The sequence below is a fragment of the Paenibacillus campinasensis genome (assembly GCF_002272015.1).
In the GTDB taxonomy this organism is placed as follows: domain Bacteria; phylum Bacillota; class Bacilli; order Paenibacillales; family Paenibacillaceae; genus Paenibacillus_AQ; species Paenibacillus_AQ campinasensis.
In genome coordinates this window covers 26,699-51,788 of the sequence record NZ_NPBY01000083.1, presented here as the reverse complement: position 1 = coordinate 51,788, position 25,090 = coordinate 26,699, and the positions used below count along the sequence as shown (strand labels likewise).

26 protein-coding genes are annotated in these 25,090 nt (G+C 52.8%); all 26 read right to left on the bottom strand.

Features of this window, described 5'->3' with window-relative positions:
- Nucleotides 1-382: 382 nt before the first annotated feature.
- On the bottom strand, nucleotides 383-2,044 hold the full coding sequence (locus CHH67_RS23510; RefSeq protein ID WP_095267810.1) for a LysM peptidoglycan-binding domain-containing protein: 1,662 nt from the start codon (nucleotides 2,042-2,044) through the stop codon (nucleotides 383-385).
- Nucleotides 2,045-2,217: 173 nt separating this feature from the next.
- On the bottom strand, nucleotides 2,218-3,102 hold the full coding sequence (gene ilvE / locus CHH67_RS23505) for a branched-chain-amino-acid transaminase (RefSeq protein ID WP_095267809.1): 885 nt from the start codon (nucleotides 3,100-3,102) through the stop codon (nucleotides 2,218-2,220).
- A gap of 16 nt (nucleotides 3,103-3,118) precedes the next feature.
- Nucleotides 3,119-3,991, bottom strand: a complete 873-nt coding sequence (gene pheA / locus CHH67_RS23500; protein WP_095267808.1) for a prephenate dehydratase — start codon at nucleotides 3,989-3,991, stop codon at nucleotides 3,119-3,121.
- Nucleotides 3,988-4,956 (bottom strand): homoserine kinase, encoded by a 969-nt coding sequence (gene thrB, locus CHH67_RS23495; protein WP_095267807.1) that lies wholly within the window; start codon nucleotides 4,954-4,956, stop codon nucleotides 3,988-3,990. The genes pheA and thrB overlap by 4 nt, the downstream gene beginning before the upstream one ends.
- Complete coding sequence (gene thrC / locus CHH67_RS23490) at nucleotides 4,953-6,026, bottom strand: threonine synthase (RefSeq protein WP_095267806.1); 1,074 nt, start codon at nucleotides 6,024-6,026, stop codon at nucleotides 4,953-4,955. The genes thrB and thrC overlap by 4 nt, the downstream gene beginning before the upstream one ends.
- 56 nt (nucleotides 6,027-6,082) lie before the next feature.
- Nucleotides 6,083-7,369, bottom strand: coding sequence for a homoserine dehydrogenase (locus tag CHH67_RS23485; RefSeq protein ID WP_095267805.1), 1,287 nt, complete (start codon nucleotides 7,367-7,369; stop codon nucleotides 6,083-6,085).
- Between the two features lie 48 nt (nucleotides 7,370-7,417).
- The gene (locus CHH67_RS23480) at nucleotides 7,418-7,855 is read right to left on the bottom strand and encodes an ACT domain-containing protein (protein ID WP_095267804.1); all 438 of its coding nucleotides are present in this window, start codon (nucleotides 7,853-7,855) and stop codon (nucleotides 7,418-7,420) included.
- A 330-nt stretch (nucleotides 7,856-8,185) separates the two neighbouring features.
- A complete protein-coding gene (obgE, locus tag CHH67_RS23475; RefSeq protein ID WP_095267803.1) occupies nucleotides 8,186-9,496 on the bottom strand; it encodes a GTPase ObgE in 1,311 nt (436 codons plus the stop codon).
- Nucleotides 9,497-9,511: 15 nt separating this feature from the next.
- Nucleotides 9,512-10,249: a Spo0B domain-containing protein gene (locus CHH67_RS23470; protein WP_095267802.1), complete on the bottom strand. Its 738-nt coding sequence runs from the start codon at nucleotides 10,247-10,249 to the stop codon at nucleotides 9,512-9,514.
- 165 nt (nucleotides 10,250-10,414) lie between these two features.
- Nucleotides 10,415-10,726, bottom strand: coding sequence for a 50S ribosomal protein L27 (rpmA, locus tag CHH67_RS23465; protein WP_095267801.1), 312 nt, complete (start codon nucleotides 10,724-10,726; stop codon nucleotides 10,415-10,417).
- 22 nt (nucleotides 10,727-10,748) lie between these two features.
- Nucleotides 10,749-11,078: a ribosomal-processing cysteine protease Prp gene (locus CHH67_RS23460; protein WP_095267800.1), complete on the bottom strand. Its 330-nt coding sequence runs from the start codon at nucleotides 11,076-11,078 to the stop codon at nucleotides 10,749-10,751.
- Nucleotides 11,079-11,091: 13 nt separating this feature from the next.
- The gene (rplU, locus tag CHH67_RS23455) at nucleotides 11,092-11,403 is read right to left on the bottom strand and encodes a 50S ribosomal protein L21 (RefSeq protein ID WP_095267799.1); all 312 of its coding nucleotides are present in this window, start codon (nucleotides 11,401-11,403) and stop codon (nucleotides 11,092-11,094) included.
- Between the two features lie 166 nt (nucleotides 11,404-11,569).
- Complete coding sequence (locus CHH67_RS23450; protein ID WP_095267798.1) at nucleotides 11,570-12,802, bottom strand: Rne/Rng family ribonuclease; 1,233 nt, start codon at nucleotides 12,800-12,802, stop codon at nucleotides 11,570-11,572.
- A gap of 119 nt (nucleotides 12,803-12,921) precedes the next feature.
- Complete coding sequence (locus tag CHH67_RS23445; protein WP_095267797.1) at nucleotides 12,922-13,785, bottom strand: M50 family metallopeptidase; 864 nt, start codon at nucleotides 13,783-13,785, stop codon at nucleotides 12,922-12,924.
- Entirely contained in the window at nucleotides 13,778-14,707 is a 930-nt protein-coding gene (locus tag CHH67_RS23440; RefSeq protein ID WP_095267796.1) for a M23 family metallopeptidase, read from the bottom strand. The genes CHH67_RS23445 and CHH67_RS23440 overlap by 8 nt, the downstream gene beginning before the upstream one ends.
- A gap of 182 nt (nucleotides 14,708-14,889) precedes the next feature.
- Nucleotides 14,890-15,681: a septum site-determining protein MinD gene (gene minD / locus CHH67_RS23435; protein WP_095267795.1), complete on the bottom strand. Its 792-nt coding sequence runs from the start codon at nucleotides 15,679-15,681 to the stop codon at nucleotides 14,890-14,892.
- A 3-nt stretch (nucleotides 15,682-15,684) separates the two neighbouring features.
- Nucleotides 15,685-16,347 carry a septum site-determining protein MinC gene (locus tag CHH67_RS23430; RefSeq protein WP_095267794.1) on the bottom strand — a complete coding sequence of 221 codons (663 nt, stop codon included), beginning with the start codon at nucleotides 16,345-16,347 and terminating at the stop codon, nucleotides 15,685-15,687.
- Nucleotides 16,348-16,431: 84 nt separating this feature from the next.
- On the bottom strand, nucleotides 16,432-16,956 hold the full coding sequence (mreD, locus tag CHH67_RS23425; RefSeq protein WP_095267793.1) for a rod shape-determining protein MreD: 525 nt from the start codon (nucleotides 16,954-16,956) through the stop codon (nucleotides 16,432-16,434).
- 1 nt (nucleotide 16,957) lies between these two features.
- Nucleotides 16,958-17,851, bottom strand: coding sequence for a rod shape-determining protein MreC (mreC, locus tag CHH67_RS23420; RefSeq protein WP_095267792.1), 894 nt, complete (start codon nucleotides 17,849-17,851; stop codon nucleotides 16,958-16,960).
- A 55-nt stretch (nucleotides 17,852-17,906) separates the two neighbouring features.
- Nucleotides 17,907-18,941, bottom strand: a complete 1,035-nt coding sequence (locus tag CHH67_RS23415; protein WP_095267791.1) for a rod shape-determining protein — start codon at nucleotides 18,939-18,941, stop codon at nucleotides 17,907-17,909.
- Nucleotides 18,942-18,979: 38 nt separating this feature from the next.
- A complete protein-coding gene (gene radC, locus CHH67_RS23410; RefSeq protein WP_095267790.1) occupies nucleotides 18,980-19,669 on the bottom strand; it encodes a RadC family protein in 690 nt (229 codons plus the stop codon).
- Between the two features lie 70 nt (nucleotides 19,670-19,739).
- Nucleotides 19,740-20,351, bottom strand: coding sequence for a Maf family protein (locus tag CHH67_RS23405; protein WP_095267789.1), 612 nt, complete (start codon nucleotides 20,349-20,351; stop codon nucleotides 19,740-19,742).
- A gap of 20 nt (nucleotides 20,352-20,371) precedes the next feature.
- The gene (locus tag CHH67_RS23400) at nucleotides 20,372-20,614 is read right to left on the bottom strand and encodes a DUF4321 domain-containing protein (RefSeq protein ID WP_095267788.1); all 243 of its coding nucleotides are present in this window, start codon (nucleotides 20,612-20,614) and stop codon (nucleotides 20,372-20,374) included.
- Nucleotides 20,615-20,741: 127 nt separating this feature from the next.
- Nucleotides 20,742-22,112, bottom strand: a complete 1,371-nt coding sequence (locus CHH67_RS23395) for an SPOR domain-containing protein (RefSeq protein WP_095267787.1) — start codon at nucleotides 22,110-22,112, stop codon at nucleotides 20,742-20,744.
- A 188-nt stretch (nucleotides 22,113-22,300) separates the two neighbouring features.
- Nucleotides 22,301-23,677: a UDP-N-acetylmuramate--L-alanine ligase gene (gene murC, locus CHH67_RS23390; RefSeq protein ID WP_095267786.1), complete on the bottom strand. Its 1,377-nt coding sequence runs from the start codon at nucleotides 23,675-23,677 to the stop codon at nucleotides 22,301-22,303.
- 6 nt (nucleotides 23,678-23,683) lie between these two features.
- Nucleotides 23,684-25,090: a bifunctional folylpolyglutamate synthase/dihydrofolate synthase gene (locus CHH67_RS23385; protein ID WP_095267785.1), complete on the bottom strand. Its 1,407-nt coding sequence runs from the start codon at nucleotides 25,088-25,090 to the stop codon at nucleotides 23,684-23,686.

Below are 25,090 nucleotides of genomic sequence, written 5' to 3'. Positions count from 1 at the left end.
CAACTTCATACCCATCAGCGAATCTCGTTCGCGTCAGCAACTCTTATATCATATCATGTTGTTTTCAATAATGCAAGAGTTTTTTTAGAAGTTTTTTTGAGGCCCGGATAAGAAGAAAGCCGACTGTTTCGCGGTCATTCACTCTCCGTGCTTTCAGCCTTGCAACCACTCGTGTTGCGGCCGGATTTATAATTTACCACAGGTTCTAGCTACATAGCAATACATAATTTTTACCAATTGGTCATTAGCGAATCCTCCACCCCCACACTGTATTCCGCAAGTCTCTCAGATCAGCAGGCAGAACACAAAAACAAGAAAGCCGTTGATTCGGCTTTCTTGCTTTAAGAATCACCTGGGATGAATATTGCAGTTACCTTGGCATTTACCCTTTGATCCAAGGATTTTGACGTTTGGATTTTGCAGGCTGTGGTTTACGTGATTTGGTTGAAGATTTAGCTTTTGTAGAGCTTTGGCGATGACGATGCACTTTGGCCTGAGCTTCGCTTCCAGCCGCTGGTGCCGCCTCCGCATCGATCTCTCTTTGCTCGGTCTCTGACCCGGAATCCACTCCACTCGCTGCCGCATTAATATCCGCTGAAGCTGGTGTCTCCTGTACGGTTGCATCCTCTTGCCCCGTTATCGCTTCTCGGTCATATTCGAATGGCATCCCAAATCCGGCATATGCCCCAGGCTGTTCGAAACTACCATAGCCACCAGGTTGACCATAAGCCCCAAAGGAGCCTAACGGTGAAGCGGCTCCCGGTATTCCAGGAACTCCTGCTGAAGGATGTCCGTAGTTCCATCCCCCATGCTGCCCGTACCCAGTATAGTCATGACCGTATGAAGGATGGGTCGTTGTAAAAGCTGGGAATGGCTGAGTATAGGCCGGAGCCACCGAGCCACCGCCGCAGCCGCATGGAGATGCCGGTGCAGCCGCAGCAGGCGAATATCCCTGATGTGCAGGTTGATGATGATGGAATGAATGGCCGGCGTCTTTGCCTGTGTAAGACTCCGTGATGGAGATCGGCGCATACTCCACATTTCCAGCTAATCCAGGATAGCCCCATTCCTGACCGTGCTGTACAGGAACTGCTTCTTGCGGGAAGGCGTAATAAGGATGCACCGCTTTGCCTTGCTCGTGTCCATGATGATGATGGTGTTGATGTTGGTGTTGGCCATGTACTTTTCCCTCACCGCAGCCGCAAGGTCCTTCGCCGAGGCCATAGTAAATCGGCTGGTGAATGACTTCTTGCTGGAAGCAGTCTGGTTGAGGCATGAAATGCATCGGCATTGCCTCTACTGGTGGACAAGGAGCCGGCTTATGAGGCATCGGCATCGGTCCAGGTACGTGATGAATAGGCGCCTCTTGATAAGGCTTCTTCTCTTGAATGGGCTGAGGGAGCGGCACCGGGTATGTCTTTTTAACCTCGATTTCCTCCATCTCGAACTTCTCCACCTTGATCGGCATAACCGGCAGTTTCGGCAATTCTGGCATTTTCGGGAGCTCCGGCATCTTTGGCATCTCCGGTTTTACAGGCACTGGGGCAGGTGCCGGCAGTGGCGCAGGCATTTCCGGAACGGCCGGCTGCTCGGAAATCGGTTGGGTCAACTCTGCTTTCGGTCCTGTATAATCCTTGGATCCCGGCATGATTTTGCTCGGAGCATTCCCCGCTCCCGCGGCAGCTGATTCACTGCCTCCACTATATACGCCTGAGGAAGGGATATTCACCACTTCGCCTACCAGCAGAGCATTCGGATTTTTCAGCTGCGGGTTCGCATCAATCATTTCCTTCAGAGTGACACCCCATGCCTTGGACAGTTTCCACAACGTGTCGCCCTGCTTGACCGTATGCTTATGGATAATGGGCTGGCTGCCGCCAGGAACCGGCACAGGCTCTGTCGGTACCTTGATCTTCGCGCCGACATCGAGTTTGTTGGGATCAACCAGCTGCGGGTTCGCATCAATCAGTTTGGCTAACGGAACGTTGTATTTTTGAGACAGCTCATAAAGAGATTCGCCTTCCTTGACGATGTGTATCTTCACGCCGCTAAAACCTCCTACACTCTTCTAGGCGTCATAATTTCGCCTGCTTTCGTTACTACATCCTATGCAGCAAGTAGGCGAATGACATCCCTCAAGGCAAAAAAAATCCTTTCATCGACATGAAAGGATTGGTGAGTGTAGCAATTTGTTGGTCTCATCGGCACGCTGCCAGATCAGGCCTCCCAAACTTTGTATCCGTCTTGATCCACAATTTTGCGGAACTCTTCCAGGAGCTTGAGTGTGATCGGGCCCGCTTGTCCTTGGCCAATCGTGCGGCCGTCGATTTCGCGTGCAGCGATGACCTCCGCAGCTGTCCCTGTGAAAAATACCTCATCCGCAATGTACACATCATGCATGCTGAACGGCTCTTCCTTGAGCGGAATGTCCAATTTCGCACACAGCTCGATAATGGCCTGGCGGGTAATCCCTTCCAGAGCACCAAGGTAGCACGGAGGCGTGGTAACAACCCCATTTTTGACAATAAAGATATTGTCTCCGGATCCCTCCGTTACATACCCCTGCGCATTCATCATGATCGCCTCATCGGCGCCTGCAAAATTGGACTGGATCTTAACCAGAATGTTGTTCAGATAGTTCAAGGACTTAATCTTCGGATTGAGCGCATCCGGGATATTGCGGCGCTGGGCGACCGAGACAGCTTTCAGCCCATTCTTGTAGGCTTCCTCCGAATAAATCGCCAGCTGTTCAACAATAATGAGAACCGTAGGCTTAGGGCAGCGGCGGGGATCCAGCCCCAGATTGCCCGGGCCGCGAGACACGATCAGGCGAATATAACCATTGCGCATGTCATTGCGGCGGATCGTCTCTGCCATCGCTTCAAGCAGCTCATCATATTCCATCGGAATGACAAGATCTATCGATTTCGCGGAGTCGTACAACCGATCCAGATGCTCTTTACATTTGAAAATGTTGCCGTTGTAAATCCGGATCCCTTCAAAAATCCCGTCTCCGTACAAAAAACCGTGATCGAATACCGACACTTTTGCATTCTCTTTAGTAACAAATTCGCCATCTAAAAAGATCCATTGCTCCGACATTAACTATACCTCCATATTATTTGCTCTCATACGCATAACCAGGGTACGAACCCAGCACGCGAACCTGGCATCCCAAGGCTTCGATCTCGCCCATCGCAGCCGTGAGCAGCACCGAATCCGCTTCGGCCATCACATCGATGTAGAAATAATAATTCCCGAGCCGCTTCTTCGTCGGACGCGATTCGATCCGCGACAAGTTCAGCCTCCGCCACGCAAACGCCGACAGCACCTGATGCAGCGCACCCGGCACATCCTCCGGCAAAGTCACCAGGATGCTTGTTTTCATATGCTCCGGGGCACGGGGAATCCGGATCGGCTCACGACCGATCAGCACAAATCGGGTGAAGTTATTGTCATGATCAGTGATTCGCTCAGCCAAAACATCCAGCCCATGCGTCTTCGCACCGAGCGCCGTGCCGATCGCCGCCCAGCCTTTGCCTGGGTTCTCCTTGACAATCTTGACGCCCTCCGAGGTGCTTCCAGCCTGCTCCAGCTCCGCTTGAGGAGCCGCAGCGGCAAGAAACTGTCTGCACTGCGCGGTAGCCACTTGGTGCGACCATATCTTTGTAATTTTGCTAAAATCCATACTTCCGTCAGCCGCCTGAAACTCCGAAGCATTGCCGATCAGATTCTGAATGGACGGATACACCCACTCTACCTGCATCGGCATATCCACTTCGTTAACCAGCCAATCCATATGAAGGCTGACCGAACCTTCAATCGTGTTCTCAATCGGAATAACGCTGTAATCGGTCTTTCCTTCAACGGTCGCCATAAACACATCCGAGATCAGTTTGAAATGAACGAACTCTGCAGGCTCGCCATTCAGAAGGTAGAGTACCGCTTCATGCGATACGGATCCGGAGGGCAGTAAAGCTATTTTTTTCATGCCGTAATTTCCCCTCTAATCATCTCCATAAAAGTTCGGTCTGACTTATCGCCCAATACCTGCACTCCTTCGGCAACTGGACTTAACTGTAAGCAGGAGACGGTGATACCTTCCGCTTCCATGGTCTCTACTAAGTATACACGCAATTGCTCGATTCGAGCATCGCGATTGTCAACGAATGCAATCATCGTCGGCCCCGCACCGCTCAGCGCAACGCCCAGGGCCCCCTGCTCCTGCGCCTCCTCCAAAATTTTGGACATGCCAGGCACAAGCGGCGCCCGGTAAGGCTGATGAATCCGGTCCTTCATAGCTTCCCGCAGCAAATCCAGCCTTCCTGCCGAGAGGGCAGCAGTCAATAAGGATGACCGACTAATATTATATACAGCATCCTCCAGTTTGACCTGGGCGGGAAGCGCCTCTCTCGCTTTGGTCGTCGAAAGCTGAAAATCGGGAATCACGACCAACGTTTCCAGATGGGCCGGCGGCGCGATCCGTACATAATCGGCATGCGTCCCGTCCCAGGCTGCGGCCACAATGCCGCCGAACAGGGAAGCGCCCACGTTGTCGGGATGCTTCTCCAGCGCCGTCGCCATATGAAACAGCTTCGCATCCGGCAGCGGAGAACCGATCAGCGCATTAGCTGCAGCAAGCGCCCCGACGATTGCCGAAGCGCTGCTCCCTAGACCGCGTGTAAGCGGAATATCGGAATACATCGAGATTTCAAGATCAGGCACGGATACGCCGGCCTCTTGAAACACCATTTGGCTTACCTTGTATATCAAGTTGCTTTTGTCCTGGGGAAGCCCCTCCATCTGGTCTCCGTGCAAATGGAACACCGTACGGTCGGAAGGCCGCAGCTCTAACCACGAATAAAGCGGCAGTGCCATTCCGAGCGTATCGAATCCCGGACCCAAATTGGCCGTGCTGGCCGGCACCTTCACCCGGACAACCTGGGACAAGCTCATACCCGTGCCGCCCCTTCAATCTTGGAAATCGCGTCCATAACGGCCGATTCTGTATCCGATACGACCAGCGGCTCGGCATTGACGGTGGAGATGGCGATGTTCGGATCTTTCAAGCCGTGTCCCGTGAGAACGGAGACTACGGTCTCTCCTCCCTTGAAATAGCCCTCGCGTTTCATTTTATACACACCCGCAATCGATGCCGCAGATCCCGGTTCCGCAAATATTCCTTCGCGGGAAGCGATCTTGCGGTACGCTTCAAGGATTTCTTCATCCGTCACATAGTTGATTTGCCCGCCGGATTCCTCCGCAGCCGCCACCGCTGTCTTCCAGCTCGCCGGATTTCCGATTCGGATCGCCGTTGCGATCGTCTCCGGATTCGGAATCGGCTCGCCTTTCACGATTGCCATCGCGCCTTCCGCTTCAAACCCGAGCATTCTTGGCAGAGACGAAGCCTTGCCTGCTGCATGGTATTCCTTGAAACCTTTCCAGTATGCTGAGATGTTGCCGGCGTTCCCGACCGGAATAGCCAGTACATCCGGAGCTTTACCAAGCTGGTCCACCACTTCAAAAGCCGCCGTCTTCTGTCCTTCAATGCGATACGGGTTGACCGAATTCACAAGTGTAATCGGATGCTTCGCCGTAATTTCCCGTACAATTTCAAGCGCCCGATCGAAATTGCCTTCGATGGCAATCACTTTAGCACCATAGATTATCGCCTGGGCAAGCTTGCCAAGCGCAATATTGTTGTTCGGGATAATGACGATACAGCTCAGTCCCGCACGAGCCGCATAAGCAGCAGCAGCGGCGGAAGTGTTGCCCGTCGAAGCGCACATAATGGTGCGGCTGCCTTCCTCCACCGCTTTGGCAACGGCCATCACCATCCCGCGGTCTTTGAAAGATCCGGTCGGATTGAGACCTTCATATTTGAAATACAGGTCAATTCCGAGCTCTTCGGAGAGATTCTCAGCGCGGATGAGCGGCGTATTCCCTTCATGCAAAGACAGAAGCGGCGTCTTTTCGGTAATGGGCAAATAAGTTTGATAGGTTTTAAGCAATCCTTGATACGACATCAGTCAAAACTCCTTTTTCCATAAATATAATATCCCGCTGCTATGCAAGCCCTGGGTTAACCTTCTACACGATAAACGCTTTTGATACGCTTGATAACATCCAGTCCTTCAAAATGATTCAGCACCGCATCCATGCTTGCCTTGCTAGCGCTATGTGTAACGATGATAATCTCCGCATCCGGATTATGCTCGTTCGGCTGCTGTACGACCGATTCCAGGCTGACACCGTACTCGGCAAATACTTGCGTAATCTGCGCGAGCACACCGGCTTTGTCATCCACATGCAGCAGAATGAAGTTTTTGTACAAAATCTGCTCGTCGCTTTTCAGCTTTTTCGGCTTGTAAGGCACGATGGCCTTCAGCCCGTTCACGCCCAGCTTCAAGTTCTTGATCACCGCTACCAGGTCAGCCACGACCGAGGTCGCCGTCGGCATCTCGCCGGCCCCTGCGCCGTAAAACATCGTTTCGCCTACCGCTTCCCCATATACATACACCGCATTAAATACCCCGTTCACCGAGGCAATCGGGTGTCCCTTGCGGACCATCGTCGGCTGTACCGTAATGCTGAACTCGTCATCCTGACGCTCGGCAATGCCGAGCAGCTTCATCTCATACCCGAGGCGCTTGGCGTAGGAGATATCCTCCTTGGATACTTGGGAGATGCCTTTTACCGTGACATCCGAAAGCTCTACGTTCGTCCGGAAACCGAGGGTGCCGAGGATGGCCATTTTCCGTGCCGCATCCAGTCCTTCCACGTCCGACGTCGGATCAGCCTCCGCATATCCGAGCTGCTGAGCCTCTGCCAGTACATCTTCATAGGAAGCCCCTTCCTGGCTCATTTTGGTCAGAATGAAGTTGGTCGTCCCGTTTACAATACCCATAATTTTCGTAATCCGATCGGAAGAAAAGCCTTCAATCAGCGTCCGGATAATCGGTATCCCGCCGGCCACGCTGGCTTCATAGAACACATCGCATTGCTTCTCCTGCGCTTTAGCCAAAATCTCCGCACCATGAAGCGCCATCAGGTCTTTGTTCGCAGTCACGATATGCTTGCCGCGGTCGAGCGCCTCCAGAATGTACGCCTTCGTGTCATCGATCCCGCCCATGACTTCGACAATGACGTCGATTTCCGGGTCACGGATCACCTCCCACGGATTTTCGGTCAGCTTACTCTGATCGACCTGAATGCTCCGGTATTTCTCCATATGCTTCACAGCAATTCGCTCTATCGATATCGGGGAGCCGACCTGACTGCTCAGATCATCCTGATGTCCCTCCACAATGCGGACAACCCCAGTTCCTACTGTTCCTAATCCCAAAAGTCCCACCTTAACAGGCTTCATAACGTTTACCCCTCCTGTATCCCATCACATCATCTTATTGTATCTGCTTTATCCCTGGCCAATCATCTGTACCTTCTTAACACCGGCCACTCGCCGCAATCCATCCAGCAGATCGTCCAGCTCTTCGTTCAGCCGGGACACTTCCACTGAAATGACGACATTGGCAATGCCTTGCAACGGAATGCTCTGATGAATGGTCAGCACATTCCCGCCTTCGCCTGCAACGAGGCCCAGCACCTCTGACAACATGCCAGAGCGATGCTCCATGTCCATGGAGATCGTGACAATCTCATCTCGCTCCAATTGATTGATCGGATGAATCCCGTCTTTATACTTGTAAAAAGCACTGCGACTTAGTCCGACCTGCTCAACGGCCTCGTGCACCGTCCTCACATCACCGGAAGCCAGCAGCTTCTTCACCTGCATCGTCTTCACTACTGCTTCAGGCAAAATATCCTCACGGACCAGATAATAGCGCTCCTTCACAAACGTCCTCTCCTCAAAGACTATTGTTTTTGTATAGTGGACATTATACTGGATATGCTCGGCCAGGGCAATACATAAATGTCGTTTTTTCGTTCATCTTGACTCACATAACTAGCGTCAGATCGAGCTCACCATTGTAACGTTAACGAACAAGCAGATAATAAGCGACCCGGCTCTGAAGCCGCTTAGCTGATGGGCCAGGCCTGTAATCAGAATTGAAATGTGCCTTCCCTTTCCCGTACTGCCTTTTCTCACCTACGCAAAAAGCCGCCAAGCCTGTTGTCATCCACAGACCTGGCGGCATATCGCCCCAGCACATGCTGCTACTGCTTAATAATAACTGCTTCCTTCCACGAACTCGAACTCGAAATCGCCGATTCGGACAAGCGTACCATCTATTGCTCCGCGCTTGCGCAGCTCCTCGTCCACTCCCATATGCCGAAGCGTACGGGCGAGCTTCAAAATCGCATCATGCGAGTTCATCTGCATCCGCTTCAGCATCCGCTCAATCCGCTCGCTGTGGACAACATATGTTTCATTATCCCGCGTAATGGTGAAGGCGTTGTCCTCCTGTTTCTTGAACTTGTACACCTTCCGGTCGGACGTTTCCACCACCTCTTCAACCGCCGGCTCTTCCGGAATGCTCTCCAGCAGATCCATTGTACGGTACAGCAGCTCCTGAATCCCTTCACGCGTCAGGGAGGAAATCGGCACCACCTCGATATCCGGGCGAACCTCTTTCAGCTTTTCCCGGAAAACAGCTAGATTGTCGGCTGCTTCAGGCATATCGATTTTGTTGGCCGCCACAATCTGCGGACGCTCCATCAGCGCCGGATTGTAAAGCCGGATCTCATCATTGATCTTCACCCAGTCCTCGAACGGGTCCCGCCCCTCGGTTCCTGCAATATCCACCACATGAATGATGACCCGTGTCCGCTCCACATGACGGAGGAACTCATGCCCGAGTCCCACGCCTTCATGCGCGCCTTCGATCAGTCCAGGCAGATCGGCCATTACGAAGTTGCGACTGTCTCCGACCTCCACCATTCCGAGGTTAGGCGTAATCGTCGTGAAATGATAGGCGCCAATCTTCGGCTGAGCCGCTGAAACCACCGACAGCAGCGTCGATTTGCCTACGCTCGGGAACCCGACAAGCCCAACATCCGCCATGACCTTCAGTTCCATGGTCACATAGCGCTCTTCGCCTTCTTCCCCGTTCTCGGCAAGCTCAGGAGCCGGGTTGTTCGGCGTTGCGAACCGGATATTCCCTCGTCCGCCGCGACCGCCGCGGGCCACAACGACCTCCTGACCGTGGCGGGTCAGGTCTCCGATCACCTCGCCGGTATCATCATCGATGAGCACCGTACCCGGCGGTATGCGTACGACCATATTATCCGCATTGGCGCCATGCTGGCTTTTATTCCTTCCCTTCTCCCCGCGCTTGGCTTTAAAATGCTTCTGGTAACGGAAATCCATCAGCGTTCTGAGCCCTTCGTCCACACGGAAAATAACGTCTCCGCCCTTGCCGCCGTCTCCGCCGGCAGGACCGCCTTCCGGCACATACTTCTCACGGCGAAACGCAATAAGGCCGTCTCCGCCGTCTCCACCTTTTACATATACCTTCGCTTTATCTACAAACATGAACATTCACCTTCCTCAAGTTGCAAACGGTAACCGCAAGCGATACGAGGCCTCTCCCGGATGCGTCTGCTCCACCCGGATACCTTGACCCTCCAAGGACTCCTCAATTTGAAGCTTCAAACGATGCGGATTGTCAAAAGGGCCATCCCCTTCAAAAATCAGCGCCAGCTCATGCTCCTGCTGCATAAATGTAATCGTGAGCAGCCGGTCTTCTCCTCTTGCAGATTTCTCTCCCTGCTGGAACGCATTCACCGTACGAATGACAGCCTCGGTTAAATTGTCCGCCATCGCCGGGGTTAAACGATCCAGCTGGATATGGTCCACAATTTCAACCTCAAGCTGCAGACTATGGTTAAGCGTTCTGTACGAGTGTAAATAAAAAACCAACGAGGGAATTCCCAGCTTGGACAGCTTGCTGTCCTGCTGCATCCGCTCCTTTATTCTTTCCACACACTGTACCGATTTATCATGCTTCCCCAGTCGAATATAGCCATATAAAATTTGCAATTCATTCATCCAGTCATGCCGATGGTGATTCAGCATCTGTATCGCCGTCTGCTCAACCTGCCATACGGCAGCCTGCTGTCTGCGTTCGCCAAGCTTGCGAGCGCTCCAGGCGGATGCGATTGAGGCAGCCGCAGCCCAAGCTATGCATACCACTCCCGCTGTTAATGACGGCTTCCAAACCATCCAAGCTACAGGGATTACAGACGTTAAACCGGCTCCGACCGCGATCCATTTCAAGGATTTCATCGCCTCTCCTCGTCTTTCAACAGCAATTGGTTACATTCACCAAGTCCAAGTATATCACAGTCCGTAAAGCGCGTTCATCCCTACGCCAGCATTTTTCCCGATTCTACAAAAAAGAAGCCCCGGCACGATGCCGAAAGGCTTCTTCTGTAAGCAATATTCAACCAATTAGGCTTCTACGGCTGCTGCTACAGGAGCAACTTCAACCGGGTAGACGCTCACTTTCTTGCGATCGCGACCCAGACGCTCGAATTTAACAACGCCATCAACTTTCGCAAACAAAGTATCATCTTTACCGATACCCACGTTTGTACCTGGATGAATTTTCGTTCCGCGTTGACGAACCAAGATGCTGCCGCCAGTCACGACTTGACCGTCCGCACGTTTCACACCAAGACGTTTCGCTTCACTGTCACGACCGTTCTTCGTGGAACCTACACCTTTTTTCGATGCGAATAACTGAAGATCCAATTTCAACATGTGGCCTACCTCCTTCTTAAAGTCATTTCATATCTTGTATTTGAATATACTCGCCGTATGAATCAGCAATTCCTTGCAACATAACAACCAGGGATTCGAGAAGCAGCTGAACTTGGCTAGCTGCGGATTCCTCCACCACAGACGGAAGCGATGCGCTTAAAAAGCCATTCTTCATCCGGGTTCTCATCACGGTTCCGGTAAGCGCCTCAATCGAATTAACCGTCCCCACCGTAATGCTGGACACGCCAGCACATACGATATCTTCGCCCGGATCGGCATAACCGGCATGGCCCTCAACCTGAAAACCGTGAATCCGGTTATCGTCCAATCGCAATATGTGTACAGTAATCAATTACTGCACCTTCTTACGCTTGGATTTTCTCGATTACGACTTTAGTGTAAGGCTGACGATGGCCTTGCTTCTTGTGGTAGTTTTTCTTCGGTTTGTATTTATATACAACGACCTTCTGGCCTTTACCGTGCTTCTCTACCTTCGCTGTTACAGATGCTCCGGAAACAACCGGCGTACCTGCTACCAAACCGTTCTCATTGGAAACGGCCAGTACACGGTCGAAAGTTACACTTTCACCGTCAGCAGCATTCAGCTTCTCGATGAACAATACATCGCCCTCTTGAACTTTGTATTGTTTACCACCAGTTTCGATAATAGCGTACATTTGCTTGCACCTCCCTATGTCTCAGACTCGCCTGATTCAGGTGTCCACTCACGCCCTCAGGGTGAATGTCCTTGTGAACCCAACCGGAGCGGTTACAGCATGTGCAGCAAGATCACTAAACACATACTCAATGATGATAGCACATACCACTCTGCCAGTCAACACATTATCCCTCTACCACACCCCTGCCGCCACAGGCCGGGCACGGCTTGTACGAGAGAAGCAAGACGCTTTCCCTTGCTTTTTTTCGCGTCATTTCAAGCAGCCCCAGCTTCGTCCAGCCTACGATGTAGCTTTTGGACCGATCCTTGGCCATCACCTTCTCGATCGCTGCCGTAACCTGCTGCCGGTGCTCTTCTCTATCCATGTCGATGAAATCAATCATGATGATGCCCCCGATGTCTCTCAAACGAAGCAGCCCGGCAATCTCTTCAGCGGCAAGCAGATTGGCGCGCAGCACCGTCTCCTCAAAGTTGTCTCCGCCGATAAATCTGGCGGTATTGACATCGACGACGGTCATCGCTTCGGTGTGGTCAATGACGACTGCAACTCCTTCTGGCAGCATGATTTTACGCGAGAAACGCATTTTCAATTGCTCGTCCACGCCATACCGCTGAAACAGAGGCATAGCATCCCTATATAGCTGTACGTTGGGCTCCCCTTCGTTGACCCTGTCTTTCAAATAGACGGCTGCTTCCGCCCCCTTGGCTTCATCATCAATGATCAGTTCATCGGAGTCCGGGTCAAACATGTCGCGAATAAACCGCTGCAAAATGCCAAGATCCCGGTGCAGCAGCGCCGGTGCAGCAGCGCGCGACGCTTTGCTCTGAATCATCTCCCACTCCTCTCGGAGATATTCCAGATCGTTTAATATCGTCTGTTCCGGCTCATCCTCGGCAACCGTCCGCATAATGAACCCCTCTTCCCCCATTTTCAGACGCTCCCCGATCATCCTCAGACGATCGCGTTCCCCCTCGCTCTGAATTTTTTTGGAGACAGCCACATAGTCTGCGGTTGGCATATATACGGTGCATCGCCCCGGGAGCGAATAATGCGTCGTAATCCGCGGGCCCTTGCCTCCCCTCGCATCTTTCATGACCTGCACCATTACTTCCTGGCCGACATGAAGAAGCTCCGAGATGGATGGTTTGGGCTTCGGCTGCTTCTCCAGATGTGGATGCAGCACATCGTCCACATACAGGAACGCATTTTTTTTCAATCCGATATCTACAAAAGCCGCCTGCATGCCAGGCAGCACATTAACGACCTTCCCCAGGTAAAAACTGCCCACGATGCTTTGCTGGCGGCTGCGTTCGGCCGCGTATTCCACCAGCTTCCCATCTTCAATGAGAGCCATCTGAACGGTATCGTCGTGGCAGTGTACTAACATTTGCTTCATGGCTTCACCTCTTCAATGGAAGACACTCCTATCCTTCTATCCTATCACAAACAGAGCCGTTACGAACGAATAACATCCGCTTGCGAGAGGCTAGCGTCTTCCTCTGACAACTTCTTGTATTATGAATATAAGAGCGGATCTTGAGTAGAAAAAAAAGAAGAGATAACCCGCTGTTCGGGCACCACTGCCATTAAGCTTCCTCTTCGGTTCATCACGTAAATCAGATGATATTTCTCTCGCTTAAATAGACGCATAATATCGCTCAAAGGTTTCGCAGAATCGGCAACAATCGGCTGGGCAGTACCGATGCTTTCCGGACTCTGCTCATACAGCTCGCTGCGCTGAACCAGAAACCTTAAGAAACGGTAATGGACATTTCGAAGATCCTCTATATTGGAATAAGCGAGAAACATACCAATCATCAGCAGGTTGAGCTGCATGCCTCCTCCGTTCAGGAGCGGCAACAGGCTGTATCCAACCATGATCAGACTGAACACTATGCCGATGCGGGATGCCCATAATAGTGTCGCGTGATAGGGAGCGACCAGACTGATCGCGGCCTGCAGCACTTTCCCCCCATCCAGCGGGAGCACCGGCAGCAGATTGAATAACGCAATCATCATGTTGCCTTGAATGATATAGTCAAGAAACGCGGCCTCGCCTAAGCCCAGCGTTTTGTACAGCAGCGCAAGACCGATCATGATCACATTTTGCAGCGGCCCTGCCAGCGCAATCGTTATTTCTTTCAGCGCTGTCATCCCTCCGTTTTCTTCAATGACAGCGACCCCGCCAAAGGGAAGCATCTGAATTGAACGGACCTTGCAGCCCAGCGCCGCTGCGGCAAAGGCATGGCCAAGCTCATGGATAAAAACGATAATAAACAAGGTGATCAGCTCGAGAAATCGCCCGGTAATGACGGAAGCCAGCATCACAAGCACAAAAAGAGGATGCAGTGAAATGACCGTTCCTCTAATGTTAATCAAACGGAATCACTTCCGCCGGATCGACGCTCCGGTTCCCTTCTTTCAGCTCAAAATACAGCGCCGGCAGCCCGCCTGCTTCCGATAAGGATAAGATGCCGATAACCTCTCCGCCTTCCACCCAATCATTCACCTTTAGATGCGTTTCTCCGAGCCTGCTGTACATCGCTCTTCGCTCACCGGTATGCTGAATCACAATCGTATAGCCGTTATCCGGCGTCTCCTTCACCTCAAGCACACGGCCGGTTTCAATGCTGCGGACCTCACGGTTAGCCAGCGATCCCCCCGTTGCCTCCAGTACAATTCCTTTCAGATCCACAGCAAATGATTGCACGAGTCGCCCCTCCAGCGGCGCTGCAAGCGTCGAGTGTGCATTCACCTTGGTGGATGATCCTTCCGTCTGGCCAAAAATCGGGATAAAGGAAGGCGCGCCTCCAAAATGGTCCTCATACCACGCCTGCGCAGCCTGGAAATCCATCTCACGACTCAGGCTTTCGATAACAAAAGCTTGCGCGCGCACGGCCCATGGATGCTGTATGTTAAACACTCCCCATACGAGCCCGAACACGAGCGTGCTGACGACAAGCCTGCGAAGCAGACTGTTCATAAACGAGGCTCTGCGAGGGGGCTCGCCGGGGTCCTCGGGATCCGCGCCGGGCGGTCCGTACCAGCTGCGGTACCGCTGCTTCCACAGCTTCTCCGGATCAGGCTCATCCCCTGCCGCAAGCGGTTCCAGTCTGCCGCCCGGTCGCGGGCTCGGCGCCTCTTGTCCGGCGCGGACGCCGCTCGTTCTCTGCCCCGGCTCCTGCGAATGATCTCGCACCGTGGGCGTGAGCTCGAATCCGTCATCCTGGCCCGCACCTCCTTCCAGAAGCTCGCGAATCCGCGCCTCTCTACGGTGTCTTACCGATGATTTTATATCCATGCTCCATACCCCCTGGGGCTTGTTTTACTCTATCCTATGAATTCATGAAAGATGTTTAGAACAAGCCCTACGCCTCGGTCAGCATGAAAATCCGCGGCCATAACCTGCCAGGCAGCCCAACGAACAATGAACACGCACAAAAAAACCGATGCCAGGCCGGCACCGGTTTTCCCTTGTGTTGGTTACATTCCGAAAAACTTTTTGAATCGGGTGAACATCCCCTGCTTCTGATGAATCTGCATCAAAGGGACCGTATCGCCCAAAATCCGGCGTGCGATGTTCCGATAAGCAATCGCAGCCTGAGAGCTTGGATTCATCACCGTAGGCTCCCCCGAATTGGCAGCCTTAATGACCATCTCATCATCAGGCACGATCCCGATCAGATCGATGTTCAGCACCTGTAGCACATCCTCAATGTCCAGCATGTCCCCCGATTTAACCATGTTCGGGCGAATCCGGTTGAGGATCAGCTTCGGCGATTCGACTTGCGAGCTTTCCAGCAGGCCGATGATTCGGTCGGCGTCGCGAACAGCCGCATTCTCCGGTGTAGTTACCACGATCGCTTTGTCAGCGCCGGCAATCGCATTTTTAAATCCTTGCTCAATACCGGCCGGACAATCGATAATGACATATTCAAACTCTTTCTTCAGCTCCAGAATGATATCTTTGACCTGCTCCGGAGATACTGCGTTTTTGTCCTTGGTCTGTGCAGCCGGAAGCATGTACAGCTCGTCAAACCGTTTATCCTTGATAAGCGCTTGATTGAGACGGCACCGTCCCTCCGCAACATCACATAGATCGTAAATGATCCGATTCTCAAGACCCATCACAACATCCAGATTACGAAGGCCGATATCCGTGTCAACCAAACATACCTTTTTTCCGAGCAGTGCCAAAGCTGTGCCGATGTTCGCAGATGTCGTTGTTTTGCCAACGCCACCTTTTCCTGAGGTTACGACGATTGCCTCTCCCATGTTCTACACCCCTTTAAACACATTAAAATCCCGGCCCAAGCGCGCTATGTTACTGATTTTGTCAATCTCCATACTTCCGTCCTTTAAATAAGCAAACTCCATAACCGTCTCCCGTGTTTCCCATTCGTCCGGCGGTCTGCTGATCATTTGGGAAATACGCAGCTGGGTGGGGGCAAAATAGGACGCCGCGATTATCGCATCTTCATTGCCGTCGATACCGGCATGCGCTGTGCCGCGCAGCGCTCCCAATATGTAAATATCACCGGTACACGTAATGGTGCCCCCGGGATTCACGTCACCCAAAAACAACAGGTCTCCGTCATGATGAAGCACCTGTCCGGAACGCACCATGCCTGTTTTCAAGGTCAGCCCTCCGGCCTTCTCCTCCTCGGAGTCGGACGGCGGTGCTTCAATGTTGCGAATCAGCAGATTTCCCTTCTGCTTTAATATATCAATAATGGTCTGCTTCTCTTCTTCGGTCACTTGCCGTGATCCCAGCTTGACATCAACATGAATAATGGGACCTGTCAAAATGTTCTGATGACTATGCTCCAGCTTGTAACGGAGCTCGCCAAGCAGCTCTTCAAGCTCACACTCATCATCAAGCAGGAATACCAGGCCGTCTTTTACGCCCTTGATCGTCACATGATTGGATTTTACAGCCATAAGCCTGTCCCTCCCATCCTCATACACTTCGCGCTCCTACCTTCAAGTTCCTGCTAGTCTTCGTTAAATTGTCTTGGGGATGGTTCAGGATGTCTGGTTCCGCTTGGATTTCGCAATGATCTCCAGCTGCTTCCGAAGCGGAACATAGATGATGAGAGCAAAGACAAAATGAACAAGGAGATTCGGGAGCATGTGGTGAAGCAAAGCCCAGTCATAGGAAGACTGGCTCAGGCTGAACACCTTGTAGATCCCGAACAATGTGCTGTCAAACAACAGGCTTCCGAGCAATACGACGGTCATCATAATCGGCAGCGGGGCCCGCGGCATCTGGAACAGAAGTCCCATAATATACGCGGATACCCCCATGGCAAACGAGTACGTGCCGATCATTTCACCATAATAGATTACATCATGAATCATTCCGAATATTAGACCAAGAACGAGTCCGGTATGGCGATGATAATAGACAGAGACAAACAATATCGCCACAAATACGAAGTTCGGATAAATCTGAAGCTGCCAGGAGCTTGGCGTCAGCCAGAAGAATACCGTGCCTTGGAGAATGAACAGCAAGAACAGAAGCAGAAAAAGCACTTGTTTGCGTTTCATATCACTCCGGCTCCTCTGGGGTGAACACCACGATCACATGCTTCCAGTCCTGGAAGCTGGCCGCTGGCACGATAGAGGCCGTGCGCGTCTGACCGTAATCGCTCGTTCTAACTTCATCAACCGTGCCGATGATCATTCCTTGCGGAATCAAACCGCCAATGCCGGAGGAAATAATCTGATCTCCCTCTTCGATCGGATCATCTTCAGGAATACGCATCATCTCTAGCATACCGGTCTTCTCGTTATAACTTTCGATGATGCCAAAGGTTGCCTTGTGATCCGCCGTCGCCGTTTCCTTCCCGACAGCGGTAACCGCAATCGGTTGAGGGTTCGGATCTTGTTCATCCATTGCAGTCAACAGCTTGACGGTCGACGTGAAATTGCTGACACTGCTGACGACGCCCACCATGCCTTCGACCGAGGTGACGGACATATTCACACGCACCCCGTCGCGTTCACCAAGATCAATAACCAAGGTTCTGTTATTCGGATCCGAATTGACACTGATTACCTGCGCGACCCGGTATACATATTCGTATCGCTGCTTCTGATGCTCCGTGAAATTCATGATGTTCTGAAGTTCATCATAATTTGCCTTCATCATATTATAAGAAGCGCTTTCGCGTGAATATTGAGCAACCGCTTTTCTCAGCCTCTCATTTTCATCATAGATTTCCCTCATGTTGCGCACATCTTCAAAGAAGCCCGCTATATATGAAGCGGGCTTGTAGAAGATGCTCTGCACAAAACCTACCGTGTCCCTCATAAATTTCTCGGGCCAAGACAAGGAGGCTCTCGGGCCGAGCGTAAATCCCATTATGGCGATGAACGCCACCAGCCCGATAAGCGCAATAAATAATCGTTTGTTGCCTAGCAGCTTAAACAGTTGCAACACCCTCTAACCTAACTGTTTTCTCTCCCACCAAGGGTTGACACATGCCCTGTACCTTCTACCGTTTCGAACGCACGGCAGAGCTGCTCCGGGATTTGAACAGATGAATATTCTCAAGCGCTTTTCCAGTGCCAATCGCTACGCAGTCGAGCGGGTTCTCGGCAACGATCACCGGCATTCCGGTCTCTTCGGCCAGCAACTTGTCCAGATTGCGGAGCAAAGCGCCGCCGCCGGTAAGTACGATGCCGCGATCCATAATATCGGCCGCAAGCTCAGGCGGACATTTCTCCAGCGTGACCTTAACAGCATCCACGATGGCATTGATCGTATCTGCCAGCGCTTCGCTGATCTCATCGGACGTGATCGTAATTGTCTTCGGCAGTCCTGTTACGAGATCGCGCCCGCGAATCTCCATCGTTTCCACCGTTTCAAGCGGCATGGCAGAGCCAACTTCCATCTTGAGCAGTTCGGAAGTACGCTCACCGATCATCAGATTATATTGCCGTTTGATATACGATATGATCGACTCATCCATTTCATCACCGGCAACGCGAACCGAGCGGCTGGTTACGATTCCGCCAAGGGAAATTACAGCCACTTCCGTCGTTCCTCCGCCGATATCCACCACCATGCTTCCTGTCGGCTCCCATACCGGCAGGTCAGCTCCGATGGCGGCTGCAAACGGCTCTTCGATCGTATAGGCCTCGCGTGCGCCCGCCTGCTTGGTTGCGTCCTCTACGGCGCGCTGCTCAACCGCAGTAATACCGGATGGCACGCACACCATCACGTTCGGATGACGCGGGAAAATCGAGCGCTGCTTCTGCGCCTGACGGATGAAATACTTGATCATCGTTGCCGTCGTGTCAAAATCGGCAATAACGCCGTCCTTCATCGGACGAATGGCACGAATGTTGCCCGGCGTACGGCCGATCATTTTTTTGGCGGATTCACCTACCGCCTCGATGCTTTTTGTATCTGTACGCAGAGCGACCACAGAGGGCTCTCTAACGACGATTCCTTTGCCTCGAACATAGACGAGCGTATTCGCCGTCCCCAAATCAATTCCTAAATCCTTCGTAAAACCACCAAACATGCTGTATCTCCCTTTCCTTCTCAATCTGAACTATTATATTACATCAGGCCCCGTTCCTTCAAACTGACAAATGTCCCGTCCCCGATGATCAAATGATCAAGCACATCGATTCCGACAATCCGGCCCGCCTCAACCAGCCGAGCGGTCATCGAAATATCCTCCGGACTCGGCGTTGGGTCACCGCTCGGATGATTATGGGCGCAGACCAGTGAAGCGCTGCTGCATTTGATCGCGGCTCTGAACACCTCGCGCGGATGCACAATCGAAGCGTTCAAGCTCCCCATGGACAGCGTTTCTTGGGCAATGACGTGATTTTTCGTATTTAAAAACAAACAAACAAAATGCTCTTTCTGGAGATACCGCATCTGTTCACTCAGCAGCTCCGCCGCATCGTGCGGACTGCGAATGATGACAGGCTCCACATTTCTCGAGGCTGCCAAACGCCGCCCCAGCTCAACACCGGCCTTCAGCTGGATCGCCTTGGCCGTTCCGATTCCTTTAATTTGCGTAATTTCCTCGATGCTCAGGTCCACGAGCTGCCGAATGCCGCCCGCCTCCTTCAACAGCCGCTGGGCTATATGTACAGCAGACTCCCGGTGCGTTCCCGTCCGCAGCAGTATCGCCAGCAGTTCAGCATGGCTCAAAGCGCTCGCCCCATATCGCATCATGCGTTCTCTAGGTCGTTCATCATGGGGGATGTCGCGCAGCAGTACAGTTGGCGACTCCATAAGTTCCCCTCTTTTCCTAGTTCTACAAAAAAACAAAATGCACCGGACTGATGTATCCGGCACTTATCGCTTACGGATCAGTTAATACCTCTATGCCCATCTCTGAGAGCATATCCGACAGCATGGATAGCGGAAGTCCGACGACCGTAAAATAATCGCCATCAATGCGCTCCACAATGGTCGCTCCCAGCCCTTGAATTCCGTAGGCCCCCGCTTTATCCGCCGGCTCGCCGGACTTCACATACGCACGGATCGCTTCCGGGCTTAAAGCCTTCATCTTCACCCGGGTGACGCTGTGACGGACAAGCCTTGCGCCTGAGAGCAGGTCCAGACAGGCAACGCCGGTATACACGAGATGCTCGCGCCCTTGCAGACGGCTCAGCATGCCAGCCGCATCTTCTTCATCGACCGGTTTGCCGAGCACTTCCGAATCCAGTACAACAACGGTGTCACTTCCAAGAACGATACCGGCCTGTGAAGCGTCAGCCAGCCTGCCATATACGGCCTCTGCTTTGCGGAGCGCCAAAGACTCCACAATCCGATCCGGAGACCAGTCATCCGGCGTATTCTCGTCCGCTTCACTTGCCATAACATCAAACGGTATACGCAGCGAAGCCAGCAGTTCCCGGCGCCGGGGAGAAGTGGAGGCAAGTATGATCCGACGTGTGCTGTTATCGTTCAAGGGGTTCGTCTCCTTTGTCTTCAAAGCCTGCGGTACAGCCAAATCGCTGTAATAATGCCGATCAGGCCGAGCAGGCAAATCTCAAATTCAATCGTGATATCGTAGCGAATAATGTCAAAGTTAGCCCGAGGGGACCATGTAATAGGCGTAGAAGCCGTTAAAAATGATAGAGCTTTAACGGGCTGCAGCGCCTTGGCTATCCATGTTCCGGTGAGCCAGCCGAGCAGCAAAAACAAGATTAGGATTCCTGTATTCTTCTTCATCCATCCTCTTCCCTCGCCATTATTTGACACCTTAATTATTATACGTTGAATCGATAAGCAATACAAACAGAAATCCGGCTAGGGCAACTATTTCCAGTTCCCGGCCGGATTTCGTTTAAGCTTGATACTACAAGGCATGCAGGAGCCGCTTTTGGCCCATGACATAGTCCATCATACCCGTTTGTATTTCCCACAAATGCCCCTTGGATCGATTTTTGTTGTATTCCGACAGGGCCATGATCGCACTGTTCATTGCCTGCTCCATCCGGTGCATAAGCTCCCCCGCCTCAGGACCCGCTCCTGCAGACATAGACCCGCTGGCCATGATCCATTGCTGATGCAGCTGTGTGATGCGATCCATGACGCCTGCCTCGACAACCGTCGGTTCGCTTTGTCCAAGCAGGGTGGCCGACAGCGCGCTGAGTTCAGCCACCAGTTGCCCGCCTGATTCAAAATAAGCCTCGCCATTCGGCAATTCTCCCGCAAATACGGCAGATGCCGCCCCAGGAACCGTCATCTCGCGAACGTACAGCTCGACCCCTTCGCTTTTCAGCTGGTTACTCAGCAGCTTGGCCTGCTCCCGGTCTGGTGAAATCCCCGCATACACCCGATTTTCCTCATCAGGATCCCCGCCTGCTGCAATGCCGGCTTGCAGCAGCTCCTGTTTCGCCTGCTCGGCCCGCTCCGGCGTGCTGAATACGCCATATTGAAGCATATAGAAGGTCTGTCCGGCAGTCTGTTCGGCAGGCGGAATCCCTGAAGTCTGTCCTGACTGTTCCCCAGCCGTACCTCCCGTATCCGGACCTGCTGCAGTTTCATCGCCAATCGGATTATCCGGACCTGCGGCCGATGAAGGGGCGACCTCTCCCTGGATCGTTGTGTCACGTCCCGGGGCTTCTTCAATCCTTCCACTTTCAAAAAATGAAAGCACAGCGTAACCGAATATGACCCCTGTCATGACAGCCCCCATCACCGCGGCCGCCATCTTCCAGAACGAGGTCGGATTCCGCTTTCGGTAATAGCCGTAGTCCTCAGTGGATAGTGGAGAGTCCTCCTGAAACGCCGTGCTTCTCCCATCCTGCTCCGATGAGTCCTCCGGGAGCAGGATGGGAGGTGCATGATGCCCGCTGCGATCCATAGGATGGGGAACATCCGTTATCTCATCATAGCGGCTCTCGTCCCACTCGTCATGCCAGTATTCATCATATCTGCTCCCGGAAATATCCACCGGGCTGCGATCAGCTTCGGCCATACGCCGCCGCTCTTCTGCCAGCCGTCCGTTTCTTCTCCCTGTATAAGCGTTTCCGCTCCATTCGTCCGCATCGTTGTCCTCCGGCGGCTTATCGGGCCAACCAACAGGCTGGAGCCAATCGATCCCCGCTTCCGGCACGGATTTCGGCACAGGCTGCAGGTACTCTTCCGTAAACTCGTCATGATCCTTATTCCGTTCCTTCGGGGTACCGTGGTCAAAACGGATCGTCATCCGCGCCTTGTTCATACACACCCACCTCACTTGTCCTTCTACCCTAGCTATATGACAAGGCCGAGGAACATATGAGTCGCGATTGTCCAAATAAAGAAACAACCCATACGCCAGCTCTTTCATGAGCTGAGGTACGGGTTGTCGTACGGATGATGTGAAGCGGCCGCCAGCGCACTCGCATCAGCATGCCGTTTACTCAACACTTACTTCTTGGATTTGATGGAATCCGCGAGGGCCGCGCCTACTTTCCAAATGTCGCCGGCACCCATCGTCAGCACAAGATCCCCTTCTTTCACACGCCCTGCAAGATCGCTCAACACATCTTCCTTCGTAGGCAGATAGCGGGCACCGCTGTTGCTGTTCTGCACGATCAGCTCCACCAGCCGGGCAGAGCTTACCCCTTCGATCTGCTTCTCCCCCGCCGGGGAGTAGATGTCGGTGATGATCACCTCATCAGCCTCGCTAAAGGCCCGGCTGAAGGCATCCAGCAGGAAGAACGTCCGGGAATACCGCTGGGGCTGGAAAACGGCTATAATCCGTTTTCCTGTAGCCTTGGCCGCGCTGATCGTGGCCTCAATCTCCGTCGGGTGATGCGCATAGTCGTCGATAACGAGAATTCCTTTCGATTCTCCCAGCACCTGAAAGCGCCGTTTAGCCCCGTTAAACTTCACGATGGACTGCACAATCGACTCAAAGGAAATTCCCGCCTTCATGCAAGCGATGACCGTGGCCATGGCATTATATACATTATGCTTGCCCGGCACAGACAGCTCGATCGTTCCCAGCTTCTGCCCCCGGTGGAGCATGGTGAAGCTCACCTGGCGGTCGCCAAGCACAAGGTCAGTGGCCGTATAGTCGGCATCAGAGTGAATGCCATACGTCGTCACACTGCAATTCAGGTCTGGCAATATGGCCTGGATATTCTCATCATCCGCGCAGACCACCGCCGTACCATCTTTCTTGATTTGTCCCAAAAATTGAACGTAAGCGGACTTCAGACGATCAAAGTCGCCATCGTAGTTCTCCAGGTGGTCCGCTTCAATGTTAAGCACGATGCCGAGCCACGGATGATACTGCAGGAACGAGCCGTCGCTTTCGTCAGCTTCAGCCACCACATGCTCACCTTGTCCCGCTTTGGCATTCGTCCCTACATTCATAATTTCTCCGCCGATGATGAAGGTCGGATCGGCTCCGCAATCCTCCATTACCAAGGCGATCATGGAGGAGGTCGTCGTTTTGCCGTGAGCTCCCGCAACGGCCACCCCTTTGCGCTCGTTCAACAGCCGGGCCAGCATTTGCGAGCGGTGAAGGACCGGAATGTTCATATTTTCCGCAGCAACCCGCTCCACATTATCCTTAGGCAGCGCCGTGGAATAAACGACCACATCCGCACCGTGCACCTGCTCCGCAGTATGTCCTATATAAATTTTGGCGCCTTTGGCCGCCAGCTTTTCTGTCAATTCCTGAGAAGCCACATCCGATCCCGTGACTTTATATCCCATTTCCAGCATTACTCGTGCAATGGCGCTCATCCCGTAGCCGCCAATTCCGATAAAATGAACATGTTCTGATGTATTCAACAGATCTCACCAACCTTTTTCAGCATCGGAAAGTCCCAGGAGGCTGGAACGCACGTCGGCGATCAGATATAACGTGCCCGACACCACCCCAAGGTCCTCCGCTTCTGTCCGTGACTTCAATTGCTCCAGTGCGTTTTTCCAATCCGGCTCTACGATGATTTGCAGTGTCGGTTTGGCATATTGCTCCCTTAACTGCTCTGCGATGTCTCCTAACGCCTTGGCGTCCATTTTTTTCCGGAAATCCGGTTCAGTCAGGATAAGCGTATCCACTATAGGCAGTATATGCTGCAAATAGGAATCATGATGCTTATTTGCCAGCATTCCCATCATGAAGTTGAGCTTTCGATACTTGTAGATCTGGGGCAGGCTATTGGCGAGCGATTCAGCCCCTTCCGGGTTATGCGCGCCGTCAACGACAATGCGCGGTGATGACATCACCTGTTCAAGCCGTCCGGCCCAGAAGGTATCCTTGAATCCCTGCTTTAGGTCATCCTCTTCAATGATAAAAGCCAGATACTGTCGCAGCACCTCCAGCGTCATCATGGCTAGCGCCGCATTCGCGCACTGATGCGCTCCCTGCATCGCGATGTCCAGCTCCAAGCTGCGGAACGGCCCTTCAAACCGGAACGTTTGTCCCTCCTCGTCTCCATTCAGCCGCTCGTACGTAAACTGCTCACCCGCCAGGTACAGGGTCGTGCGGTTGCGCTCTACTGTTTCCTTCAGTATGGCAATCGCTTCAGGCTGGGTCACAGTGCTCACGACAGGAACGCCAGGCTTGATAATCCCCGCCTTTTCCGCAGCGATCGCTTCGATTGTATCTCCCAGCACATCCGTATGATCCATCCCGATGTTTGTAATGACAGACACGATCGGATGAACGATGTTCGTCACATCCAGACGTCCGCCAAGTCCGGTTTCCCACACAACCACATCGGGGTAGGTCTCCTCGGCATAGTACAGAATGGCCAGCGCCGTGGACACCTCGAACATCGTCGGAGAGCCAAGCTCTGTCTCCGCCACTTCGCTCACGAGAGGCAGCAGCCGGTTAGCCAGCTTCAGCAGCGTCTCCTCGGGAATATCCTCGCCGTTGTACTGGAAACGGTTCGTAAACTTCGTGATATACGGTGACGTGTAGGTGCCTACCGTAAATCCACCTGCCAGCAGCGCTTTGGTCAGGAATGCACAGGTCGATCCCTTCCCGTTCGTGCCGGCAACATGAATGAATTTCAAGCGGCGCTCGGGATGCCCCAAACGCTCCATCAGCCACTGTATTCGATCCATTCCCGGACGTATGCCAAACGAAACCAGGCCATTGATCCAGGCCACAGCCTCTTCATAGCTTTCAAGAGGGGCTGTCGTAACAGCCCCGGATTGATCCACCATATTTCTCACCTTCTGGTCAAGATTCGTCAT